Raw genomic sequence first — 11,978 nt, forward strand, 5'->3', positions numbered from 1 at the left:
CTCATGCCGCCTGCTCCACCAGAACTTCGGGCGTCGCGTGCATCGTGGTCTGCTCCTTCAGCGCCGCGATCAGGCCGGGACGGTCGAATTTGGCGATGTAGTCGGTCAGACCGGCCTGACGGCCGCGCTCGATCGCCGCCGGCGACACCAGCGACGACAGCGCGATCACCGGCAGGTTCGACATCTTGGTGTCGCCCCGGATCGCCTCGGCGAACTCGAAGCCGTTCATCTCCGGCATCTCGATATCGGTCAGGATCACGTCGAACTGCGCGCCCGAGCGCAGCACGGCCAAGCCCTCGACCGCCGAGGTCGCGACCCGCACCTTGTAGCCCGCAGCCTTCAGCACCGGGCCCAGCATGTTGCGGAAGAACGCACTGTCGTCGACCAGCAGCACCGAGCGCGTGGTCAGCGTCTGCCGCATCTCCTTGCGTGCCAGCCAGTCGGAGAACGCCATCGGGAGGAAGTGCGCGACGTCGATCACTTCGGTGGCCTGGCCCTTGATCACCGCAGAGCCGAGAATGCCCTCACGGCTGGAGCCGACCTGGATGTGCAGATGCTCCTCGACGATGTCGACGATCTCGTCGACGACGAGGCCCATCGAACGGTCCTCGTCGGCGAACACCAGGATCGGCTGCACGCCGCTCGACGCCACAGCGACGCCTTCCATCAGCACCAAGGGCATCAGCTGGTCGCGGTACTGCACCATGTAGCGGCCGTTCGACATCTCGATCTTGTCGGAGGCGATCTCTTCCAGCCGCGTCACCAGCGACAGCGGCACCGCCTTGGGCTGGCTCGAGCCGGCGCGGAACACCAAGAGCGAGGTGAGCTGTTCGGCCGAGGCGTTGCGGCTCGCCGCCGCCTGATCGGAGATGTCGTGCTGCGCCGACACCGCGGTGCCGAGCGCCTGCGCGATCCCGTTCGGATCGACGATCATGATCACCGCGCCGTCGCCCAGGATGGTGTTGCCCGAGAACATCCCGATGTGACGCAGCTTGGTCGACATCGGCTTGACGACGATTTCTTCGGTGTGGAACACGCCGTCCACCACGATGCCGAAGGTCTGGCTGCCGACCTGCGTCACCACGATGAAGCCGTTCTCCGGCTCGGTCGAACCGGTGCCGTCGTCGATGTGCAGCAGCTTCTTCAGGTGCATCAGCGGCAGCAGCTTGTCGCGCAATCTGAGCACCGGGGTGTCCTTGATCCGCTCGATGCGGTGCTCGGAATTGGCCCGCGCCCGCACCAGCTCGACCACCGCCAGCTGCGGGATCGCGAACCGGTCGCCGCCGGCTTCCACGATCAGCGCCGACACGATCGCCAGCGTCAGCGGGATCTTGATCGTCACGCTGGAGCCTTCGCCGGCCACCGACTTGATCTCGATGGTGCCGCCGATCTGGTCGATATTGGTCCGCACCACGTCCATGCCGACGCCGCGGCCGGACACGCTGGTGACGGCGGCGGCGGTCGAGAACCCGGGCGCGAAGATGAACTTGTGGATCTGCGCCTCGGTCATCTTCTCGAGCTCGGCCTCGGTGGCCAGCCCGTTGGCCAAGGCCTTGGCCTTGATCTTCTCGGTGTCGAGACCGCGGCCGTTGTCGGCGATGCAGATCACGATGTGGCCGCCCTCGTGATAGGCGCTCAATCGGATCGTGCCCTGCTCGGGCTTGCCGTTCCGGACCCGCTCCTCCGGCCGCTCCAGGCCGTGGTCGGCGGAGTTGCGGACCATGTGGGTCAGCGGATCCTTGATCAGGTCGAGCACCTGGCGGTCGAGCTCGGTGTCGGCACCGTGCATCTCCAGCTCGATATGCTTGCCGAGTTCGGACGCCAGATCGCGCACGATCCGGGGCAGCTTCTGCCAGGCGTTGCCGATCGGCTGCATCCGGGTCTTCATCACCCCGTCCTGCAGCTCGGCCGTCACCGTCGACAGCCGCTGCAGCGGCACCTTGAACTCGTTGTCCTCGTGGCGCCGGCTGATCTCCAAGAGCTGGTTGCGGGTCAGCACCAGCTCGGACACCATCGTCATCAGATGTTCGAGGGTGTCGACATTGACCCGGATCGACTGGTTGGCGACACCGCCGCCGGAGCCGCCTTCGGCCGCCCCTTCAGCTTCGCCGCCGGACTTCTTGGCCGCCGGCTTGGCGGCCTTCGGCTTGGCGGCCGGCTTCGCCTCGGCCGGCGCGGCTTCGGCCACCACGGGCGCTTCGTCCGCCGGCTGCAGCGGCGGCGAGGCCATCTCGGTCTCGGTCTCGCGGAAGGCGCGCTCCAGCTCGTCCAGCGACACTTCGCCCGGACGCAGCGGGCGTTCCAGCGTCTGCGGCACCAGGCTGCCTTCGGTCGAATTGGAATTGGCCGCCACCACCTCGGCAGGCGCCTCGGCTTCGGCCACGGCTTGCGGCGCCGCGCCGAGCTCGGCTGCGATCTCCTCCGCCGTGCGCATCGACAGCCGCTCCAGCTCCCCGATCAGGTCGCCGTCCTCGCCCTCCGGCTCGGCCTGGGTCGCTTCCAGCTGCGTGAGAATGTCCTTGATCCGGTCGATCGTGGTCAGGATCAGCGTCACCGCCTCGCCCGTCACCGGCATCCCGTCCCGGAATTTGCCCATCAGCGTCTCGGCCGCATGCGCAAGCGCCTCGAGACGCGGCAATCCTAGAAACCCGCAGGTCCCCTTGATGGTGTGAACAAGACGAAAAATATTGTCCAATATCTTCGCGTTGTTCGGCTCCTGCTCGAACCGGACCAACTGGTTGTCGACCGTATCCAGGCTCTCGAAGGTCTCCGTCAGAAACTCACGAAGAAGATCGTCCATACGCGTTACGCCTTTCGCCTGCAGCCGTGCCGACCGGATGGCCTTTCGCTCAAAGAGCGTAAATGACCTCCACTGCCAGACTTATCTGCCCGCGGCCTACGCTCTCGTTAATTTTGGGCCACGTAGGAGTACGAAGTTTGCGGGCATGCCACCGTGGACAACCGCTCTTCGCACCCACCTCGCGTTGGACGACCACAGACATCCAGGCGCTACGGACGCGCCAAATCGAACACGGCTTCGCGCATTTTCCGCGTGGTAGACATTGTCTTCGGTGCCCGGCGGCGACTGATCGGCGGCGACGGCGTCATCAGCCGTTGCGCTCGAAACGGGGCCCGCACACCTCGCCCCAGGAATGCACGATCGGCAGGCCGGCGACCGCACTACGCAGATTGGCGAGCGAGATCCGGAGCGCGGCGAGATCGATCGGTTTGGGAAAGCTCTGCAGCAGCTCCATGCCGAGCGACTTGGCGAGATCGCGCGAAGCGCGGCGGTGCAGGGAGCTCATGCCACTGATGACGATCATCGGGCCTTCGTATTTGGCCCCCGCCATCGCCCGCATCACATCGGCGCCGTCGCCGTCCTCGAGCTTCAGATCCAGCGTGATGCAGTCGAAATGCTTGACCCGGAGCATCGCGATGCCTGCGGCGCAGGACGCCGCATGGGTCACCGCGTAGCCGGCCTTCTCGGCCGCGCCGGCGATCAGCATGCGCTGCGCGGCATCGTCGTCGACGATCAGGAGGTCGAGCAGGCCGAGCACTCTGTCGGTTTGCGGTTCGGCTTGCGCCCCGATGGGCCGTTGGTCGCTGCGCATCACTCGGCTCTCCCCGATCCTTCGATCGCCGAGCGGTAGCAGGACGGGTGCAACCACCGGTTAATACGATCTCCCGACAACCCGCGAGAACGCTGCCGCGTGCGCGGATGGTTGACACTGGCTTGAGCGGACCGGCGCAATTGTCTGAATCGCGCCGGCCGCTCGCAGACGGATCAGGCCGACCAGCGCCAATCCCGCACTTCCGGCATGTCGTCGCCGTGCTCGCCGACATACAGCTTGTGCCGCTGGATCGTCGCCCAGTAACGCGCGGTGGCGGCGTCCCGCTGCTCGGCGAGCCGCGGAATCCGCAGGATGGCGTCCAGCGCCAGCCGATAGCGATCGAGATCGTTCAGCACCACCATGTCGAACGGCGTCGTGGTGGTGCCCTCCTCCTTGTAACCGCGGACATGGATGTTGGCGTGGTTATGGCGGCGGTAGGTCAGCCGGTGGATCAGCCACGGATAGCCATGGAAGGCGAAGATCACCGGCTTGTCGGTGGTGAACAGCTCGTCGAAGCGGCGATCGTCCATGCCGTGCGGATGCTCGGAGCTCGGCTGCAGCACCATCAGGTCGACGACGTTGACGACGCGGATCTTGATATCCGGCACGTACTGCCGCAGCAGCGTCACCGCCGCAAGGGTCTCGACCGTCGGCACGTCGCCGGCGCAGGCCATCACCACGTCGGGTTCGCCCTCGTCGCTGGCCCAATGCCAGATCCCGGCGCCCGCGGTGCAGTGACGGACGGCATCATCGATCCCGAGCCACTGCCATTCCGGCTGCTTGCCGGCGACGATCAGATTGACGTAGTTGCGGCTGCGCAGGCAGTGATCGGCCACCGACAGCAGGCAGTTGGCGTCCGGCGGCAGATAGATCCGCACCACATTCGATTTCTTGTTGGCGACGTGATCGATGAAGCCGGGATCCTGGTGCGAGAAGCCGTTGTGATCCTGGCGCCAGACGTGCGACGTCAATAGATAGTTCAGCGACGCGATCGGCTTCCGCCACGGAATCGTCGCGCACGCCTTCAACCATTTGGCGTGCTGATTGAACATCGAATCGACGATGTGGATGAACGCCTCGTAACACGAGAAGAAGCCGTGGCGGCCGGTCAGCAGATAGCCTTCGAGCCAGCCCTGGCACAGATGCTCGCTGAGTACTTCCATCACCCGGCCGTCGGGGCCGAGATTGACGTCGACGTCCTCGATCGCCGCCATCCACTCCTTCGGCGACACCTGCAGCACCGCATCGAGCCGGTTCGACGCTGTTTCGTCCGGGCCGAACAGGCGGAAGTTCTGACTATCGAGGCTGTTCTTCATCACGTCGCGCAGGAAGGTGCCGAGCACCCGCGTGGCTTCGGCCTTGAGCGCGCCGGGCGCGGCCAGCGTCACCGCGTAGTCGTGGAAATCGGGCAGCGACAGCGGCTCCAGCAATTCGCCGCCATTGGCGTGCGGATTGCCGCTCATCCGGCGGCGGCCGGTCGGCGCCAGCGCCTGCAGTTCGTCGCGCAGCTTACCGGTCGAGTCGAACAGCTCCTCGGGGCGATAGCTGCGCATCCAGTCTTCGAGCAGCGTCAGATGTTCGGGGGTCTTGAAGTCGGCGATCGGCACTTGGTGCGCGCGCCAGGTGCCCTCCACCGGCTTGCCGTCGACCTCTTTGGGACCGGTCCAGCCCTTCGGCGTGCGCATCACGATCATCGGCCAGCGCGGCCGCTCGGTGGCGCCGTGGTGACGCGCCTTGTCCTGAATGGCTTTGATCTCGCCGAGCACGCGCTCCAAGGTCGCGGCCATCGTCTGGTGCACGACCGCCGGATCGTCGCCTTCGACGAAGTGAGGCTCATAACCGTAGCCGCGCATCAGATCGGTCAGTTCCTGCGGCGTGATCCGCGCCAGCACGGTGGGGTTGGCGATCTTGAAGCCGTTCAGATGCAAAATCGGCAGCACCGCGCCGTCACGCGCCGGATTGAGGAACTTGTTGGAGTGCCAGCTCGTCGCCAGCGCGCCGGTCTCGGCTTCGCCGTCGCCGACGACGCAGGCGACGATCAGGTTCGGATTGTCGAACGCCGCCCCATAGGCATGCGCCAGCGAGTAGCCGAGTTCGCCGCCCTCGTGAATCGAGCCGGGCGTTTCCGGCGAGACGTGGCTCGGCACGCCGTGCGGCCAGGAGAACTGCCGGAACAGCCGCTGCATGCCGTTGCGGCTGCGCTCGATCGCCGGATAGCGCTCGGTGTAGGTGCCCTCCAGATAAGCGTTGGCGACGATGCCCGGCCCGCCATGACCAGGACCGATGATGTAGATCATGTCGAGATCGTGCGCGTTGATCAGGCGGTTGAGGTGCACGTAGAGCAGATTCAGACCGGGCGTCGTGCCCCAGTGTCCAAGCAGGCGCGGCTTGATGTGTTCGAGCTGCAGCTTCTGATCGAGCAGCGGATTGTCCTGCAGATAGATCTGTCCGACCGACAGATAGTTCGCGGCGCGCCAATAGGCGTCCATCTTCTGCAACAGATCATTGGACAATACGTCGGACATCATCATCTCCAGATTATCAGGCTGGTACGCGCCGGATCGGCGCAGGTGCAGGGCTTTGCCCGGCAGGCGGGTTCGCTTCCACGTCACACGGTGCGGCGCGCCCCCGCGCACGGCGATGATGGTCGCAAACAATGTCAGCTTTGCGTGACATAGTCATGCGCGAACGCAACGCAATGTGAGCATTTCTGCAGCAAGCGACGCGCACGCATGTGTGACATGCATCGATATTGCAGCGTGCCACAGCGAACGAAGCGGCACGATATTTGATGCGGATCAATCGCGACGGTGTCTCGTTCTTGATTCTGATCAATGTGTTTGCAGCACGAGCAACCAAGATGCCGCGCGTCAGCGTAGCGGTACTCCTGAGGCCACAATGTCCGAGTCCCAGCTTCGTCAAAACATCCTTGACGAGTTCGAATTCGACCCGAGCTTCAACAGCGGCCACATCAAGGTCGCTGTCGAAAGCGACAAGGTGATCCTCAGTGGTCACGTCATCAGCTACGCGGAGAGGGTGGCGGCGGTCACGGCGACGCGTCGCGTCAAAGGCGTTCACGCCATCGTCGATCACATCGAGGTCCGCTATCCGTTCAACCGGACCGCGGACGATCAGATCGCACAGCGTGCCTGCGATCTGCTGGATTGGAACGTGCTGGTTCCCGCCAGCGCGGTCGAGGTCCAGGTCGAGAACGGCTGGCTGACGCTGAGCGGCACGGTCGACTGGCATTTCGAACGTGCCGCCGCCGAGGAGGACGTCCGTAAGCTCGCCGGCGTGACCGGCGTCACCAACAACATCGTGATCAACAATCCGCTCGCCGATCATGCCTGCATCCGCGACAAGATCGAGTCGGCGCTGCGTCGCCACGCCGAGATCGGATCGAAGAGCATCCGCGTCACGGTGAAGAACGGCAACATCGTGATCCTGGAAGGCCGAGTCGACACCTGGGATGAGCGCCGCGCGGCGCAAAATGCCGCGTGGTCGACACCGGGCGTAGCAGCCGTCGATGACCGTCTGATGATCAACTGAGTTTGGCGGCGCAGGGCCGAGCGCTTCGCCGATCCCGGCGCGGGATCACGCGTCCTGCGCGGCGGCGCGCGGAGCGCTGCGCGGCGGCGCCACTTGCGCCTCGCGCACGATCGTCACCGTGCAGTCCGCTTCGCTAGCGACCTTGGCCGAGACGCTGCCGAGCAACGAGCGCAGCACCGAGCTGCGCCGCGCGCCGATCAGGATGTGGTCGACACGGCTCGCCTGGGCGAATTCGAGAATCGCCGACGCCGGATCGACCGCCTCGAGCACATGCACGGTGAGGCGGTCGTCTTCGAGCTTCAGCGGCTCGGCCCAATGCCTGAGCTGCACCAGCCGATCGACATGCTTGTTGTGGCCGTGTTCGTCGAGCGTGCGGTCGATGGTCATGCGGCCGAGCTTGAGCACGTTGAGGCAGGCGAGCCGCGCCGACGGCAACGTCGCGAGGATCCGCGAAGCAGTGACGCGGAGCGCCTCGTTCAATGCCGCAGAGCCCTCGGCGACATCGATCGCCACCGCCACGATCGGCGCCGACGCCAGATGCGCCGCCATCGATTCGACCGCGCGCGGCCGCGTCAGCTCCTTGTTGAAGCGGCGGCGCAGCACGGTGCGCAGCGGATCGTGCTTCAGCTTTTCCGAGCGCGTGGTCAGCTTCACTTCGGACGGATGGGTGAGGTCGAATACAAGCTGCGCCGCGGTCGGGTAGCGCCACGCCGGCTCGATCTCCAGACAGCGCAGCACGATCTCCTGCAGCCACGGCGGATAGTCGGGCCGCAGCTTGCGCGGCGGATGCGGATCGCGCCACAGCCGCCGGCGCATCCCGTACATCGTCTCGGTCTCGCCGAACGGCCGCACGCCGGTGGTGAAGAAGTACAGCAGCACGCCGAGCGCAAACAGATCGCTGCGCGGCTCGTCACGGACGCCGAGCAGTCGCTCCGGCGCCATGTAGGGCGCGGTTCCGAACGGCAGCCGGAATTCCTCCTGCATCAGATCCGGCAGCTGATCGCTGCAGGCCAATCCCATGTCGAGCAGCACCGCTTCGCCGCTCTCGCGGAACATGATGTTGCTCGGCTTGATGTCATGGTGGATGACGTGCTGGCGATGCAGATCGGCGATCGCACCGGCGATCTTGGCGGCGATCGCCACCGCCTCGTCGTAGGGCAGCGGCAGCTCCGGCAGCCGCGCCAAGAGCGGTTCGCCGGCAATGCGCTCCATCACGATGTAGGGATGGCTGGAGAAGTCCTGCATCCCGATGAATTTCGGAACGTGCGGCCCCGACAGCCGCGGCATCAGCATCTGCTCCATCTCGAAGCTGACGATCGCCGCAGGGTCCTCGCCCTCGCCGATCCGCGGCGTCTTCATCACCATCGGCATCGGGTCGCCGTCGCGGCGCACCTTGAACAGCGTCGCCATGCCGCCGCGATGGATCGCCTCCTCGATGATGAAGCCATCGAGCGCCGAGCCGGGCTCGAACGTGATCTGATCCATCGCCTAGCGTCCCACCAACAGCCGATCGGCCAACCACGGCGGCAGGCCGTTGTCGCGAATCCGGCGCGCCGCCTCGGCGGCATCGTAAGCCACCCGGCAATAGGTCAGCTCGTGCTTGACGGTGTCGTACAGCGCGTAGGCCGCAGCCGGGTTGCCGTCCCGCGGTTGTCCGACCGACCCCAGCACCGCGTGCCACTGCCGCCCCGGCAGCAGATGCACCGGTACGTCGGTAGTCGGCACGAAGGTGGTCATCTTGCCGGTGACGGACAGCGAATACAGCGCCGGCTTGTGGACATGGCCGCAGAAGGTGACGTGCGCCGACACCGACTGCATGCTGCGCGAAGCGACCGAGGTATCGGTGACGTAGATCCAGGCATCGGGCCGGGTCGCTTCCGCATGCACGAACAGCAGGCTGTGGTCCTCGTGGCGCATCGGCAGCTCGGCGAGAAATTTGCGCTGCGCCGAATCGAGCTGGCCGCGGGTCCACTCGATCGCCGCCTCGGCCTCGGCGTTCATCTGCACCCGGGCCTGGCTGATCGCGGCATCGTGATTGCCGAGCACGGCGACCGCGCCGTCCGCCACCAGCTCGCGTACGGTATCGACCGACCAGTCCGGATCGGCGCCGTAACCGACATAGTCGCCGAGCAGAACGATCCGCTCGATGCCGCGCTGGCGCGCGTCGGCGAGGCATGCGGTGAACGCCGGCCGATTGGCGTGAATGTCGGCGAATAGCCCTAGCAGCACAGCGCTCCCCCCAAGCTTCCTCGACAGTCCGAAAGGACGGTTTCCGCTCCTCGTCACAGCGCCGCGGGCAGTTTCGTATCAGGCGGATTTTGTACGGCGCATCCGGAGTTTACGGCCTGTCTTTGATCGATCGCAACCGCGTTGCGCTCGTTGATCCAGCGCAATGGGAGGAGCGAACTTGTGTGAGTATATCGCGCGGTAAGTTGCGTTGGAGGCGACCATGACCGCACCCGGCAAGCCGACAAGAACCGCGCCCATGACCGAAGCCGTCGCCGACGTCGTCAAAGAGTGGGAAGAGATCGCAGCAAGCCCGAGCGAGCTGGAAGCCTTCGGTCGGGCGATGGCCAACATGGTCAAGGATCTCGGATTGTCGCCGGCGGAAGTTCGCAGCCTCGCGACCAAGGGCAGCAGCGCCAAGGAGCTGCCCTGCCTGCTCGACGCGCTGCGGATCAGCATCCGCGCGCTCGCGGAAAAGGAGCCGATGTTACTGAACGATCTCCGCCGCACCTGCGCGCTCTGCGAGCACAAGCAGGAATGCGACGCCGATATCGCGGCGGGCACGCTGGTGCCTGCTTATCAACGTTACTGCCTGAACGTCGACACATTGGACACGCTTCGGCAGGACGCCAACTTCGTCGCGGAGACGTGACTCCTCACACCTCGGCGGCCCTCGCGGGCCGCGACCTGTTAGCGGCAGCGGCGTCGATCGCGCGTTGCTGAATACCAAAGCACCATTTCGTTTGATCTGCGTCAAGCATCGTTGACAAACACCATGTCATCGTTTCTTGACAATCATGGGAGAAAGTCAGTGCGCATCCTTCTCATTCACCCGAATTATCATTCCGGTGGCGCAGAGATCGCCGGCCACTGGCCGCCGGCATGGGCCCCTTATCTGGCCGGTGCGCTGAAGGCCAACGGCTTCGACGACATCAAATTCGTCGACGCGATGACCGAGGACATCTCCAATGACGCTCTCGCCAAGATCGTCGCGGAGTATCAGCCCGATCTGGTCGGCGCCACCTCGATCACGCCGTCGATCTACGCAGCCGAAGAGGCGCTGAAGGTCGCCAAGCAGGTCAACCCGAAGATCGTCACCATGCTCGGCGGCGTGCATGCGACCTTCATGTATCAGCAGGTGCTGAGCGAGGCGCCGTGGGTCGACGTGATCGTCCGCGGTGAAGGCGAAGAGATCGTCGTCGAGCTGGCGCGCGCCGTTGCCTCGGGCAACTGGCCGGCGAACCGCTCCGAGATCAAGGGCCTCGCCTACACCGAAGGCTCCAACGGCGAGAGCCAGATCGTCGCCACCGCGGCGGCGCCGACGGTCAAGGACCTCGACGCCATCAAGCCCGATTGGGGCGTGCTCGACTGGACCCTGTATCGCTACATCCCGATGAACACCCGTGTCGCGATCCCGAACATGGCGCGCGGCTGTCCGTTCACCTGCTCGTTCTGCTCGCAGTGGAAATTCTGGCGCGACTACCGCGTCCGCGACCCGAAGAAGGTGGTCGACGAGATCCAGGAACTGGTCGAGAAGTACGACGTCGGCTTCTTCATCCTGGCCGACGAAGAACCCACCATCAACCGCAAGAAGTTCATCCAGTTCTGCGAAGAACTGATCGCGCGCGGCCTGAACAAGAAGGTGCAGTGGGGCATCAACACCCGCGTCACCGACATCCTGCGCGACGAGCAGTTGCTGAAATTCTACAACGAAGCCGGCTTGATGCACGTCTCGCTCGGCACCGAAGCCGCGGCGCAGCTCAAGCTCGACCTGTTCAACAAGGAAACCAAGATCTCCGACAACAAGAAGGCGATCCGTCTGCTCCGCGAAGCAGGCATCGTCACCGAGGCGCAGTTCATCGTCGGCCTCGACAGCGAAACTCCGGAGACGCTGGAAGAGACTTATCGCATGGCGATGGACTGGAAGCCGGACCTCGCCAACTGGTCGATGTACACCCCCTGGCCGTTCACGCCGCTGTTCAAGGAACTGTCGGACAAGGTCGAAGTGTTCGACTTCGCCAAGTACAACTTCGTCACGCCGATCGTGAAGCCGGCGGCGATGGAGCGCGGCGAACTGCTCGACCGGGTGATGAACAACTATCGCCGGTTCTACATGTACAAGGCGTTCTTCTCGTATCCGTGGTCGGGCAGCGGCCGACGCCGGCGTTATCTGCTGGGCTGCCTGAAGGCGTTCCTCAAGGCCGGTTTCGAGCGCAAGTTCTACGACCTTGGCCGGGTCGGCTATTGGGGTCCGCAGTCGAAGAAGAAGGTCGACTTCCACTTCGACGAAACCAAGAAGATCTCGCACGCGCAGATGGCCGATTGGGAAGCCAATGCCGACCGCTCCCGCAAGGCGGCGGCCTCGCAGATGGCCATCGTCTCGGCCTGCGGCGGCGGCACCGAGCAGATGGAAGAGAGCGAAGCCGACGCCAAGGCGGCGCTCGCCAAGACCGTAACCAGCCGCATGGCGGACAGCACCCATGACGCAGGTTCGGTCACCCGCCACTGACGTGGAGACGCATTCGGCGGTGTCCGAGATCGGCCCCAATGCCGTCATCCAACTGATCCACGCACTCGACGCGGCCCGCCGCC

General features: G+C 65.0%; 8 protein-coding genes. 3 read left to right on the forward strand and 5 right to left on the reverse strand.

All coding sequences use genetic code 11. The annotated features are described in order from the left end of the window. Position 1: 1 nt before the first annotated feature. The 3 genes from DNX69_RS20035 to DNX69_RS20045 form a co-directional block, all read right to left on the reverse strand. On the reverse strand, positions 2-2,800 hold the full coding sequence (locus DNX69_RS20035) for a hybrid sensor histidine kinase/response regulator (protein WP_110784831.1): 2,799 nt from the start codon (positions 2,798-2,800) through the stop codon (positions 2-4). Between the two features lie 307 nt (positions 2,801-3,107). Next, positions 3,108-3,611, reverse strand: coding sequence for a response regulator (locus tag DNX69_RS20040; protein ID WP_110787764.1), 504 nt, complete (start codon positions 3,609-3,611; stop codon positions 3,108-3,110). 173 nt (positions 3,612-3,784) lie between these two features. After that, positions 3,785-6,136 carry a phosphoketolase family protein gene (locus DNX69_RS20045; protein ID WP_110787776.1) on the reverse strand — a complete coding sequence of 784 codons (2,352 nt, stop codon included), beginning with the start codon at positions 6,134-6,136 and terminating at the stop codon, positions 3,785-3,787. A gap of 373 nt (positions 6,137-6,509) precedes the next feature. Here DNX69_RS20045 and DNX69_RS20050 point away from each other — a divergent pair, with 373 nt between their 5' ends. Further along, on the forward strand, positions 6,510-7,160 hold the full coding sequence (locus tag DNX69_RS20050; protein ID WP_110787765.1) for a BON domain-containing protein: 651 nt from the start codon (positions 6,510-6,512) through the stop codon (positions 7,158-7,160). A gap of 45 nt (positions 7,161-7,205) precedes the next feature. Here DNX69_RS20050 and DNX69_RS20055 read toward each other — a convergent pair whose 3' ends face one another. Beyond that, a complete protein-coding gene (locus DNX69_RS20055) occupies positions 7,206-8,645 on the reverse strand; it encodes a serine/threonine protein kinase (protein WP_110787766.1) in 1,440 nt (479 codons plus the stop codon). A gap of 3 nt (positions 8,646-8,648) precedes the next feature. Continuing rightward, positions 8,649-9,389: a metallophosphoesterase family protein gene (locus DNX69_RS20060; protein WP_110787767.1), complete on the reverse strand. Its 741-nt coding sequence runs from the start codon at positions 9,387-9,389 to the stop codon at positions 8,649-8,651. Between the two features lie 220 nt (positions 9,390-9,609). On the opposite strand from DNX69_RS20060, the gene DNX69_RS20065 reads away from it, so the two are divergent. Together DNX69_RS20065 and bchE are read left to right on the forward strand one after the other, a co-directional pair. After that, the gene (locus DNX69_RS20065; protein ID WP_110787777.1) at positions 9,610-10,038 is read left to right on the forward strand and encodes a hypothetical protein; all 429 of its coding nucleotides are present in this window, start codon (positions 9,610-9,612) and stop codon (positions 10,036-10,038) included. Positions 10,039-10,197: 159 nt separating this feature from the next. Next, positions 10,198-11,895 carry a magnesium-protoporphyrin IX monomethyl ester anaerobic oxidative cyclase gene (gene bchE, locus DNX69_RS20070; protein WP_110787768.1) on the forward strand — a complete coding sequence of 566 codons (1,698 nt, stop codon included), beginning with the start codon at positions 10,198-10,200 and terminating at the stop codon, positions 11,893-11,895. Positions 11,896-11,978 lie beyond the last annotated feature (83 nt).

This window comes from Rhodopseudomonas palustris (genome assembly GCF_003226555.1).
GTDB lineage: Bacteria > Pseudomonadota > Alphaproteobacteria > Rhizobiales > Xanthobacteraceae > Rhodopseudomonas > Rhodopseudomonas palustris_I.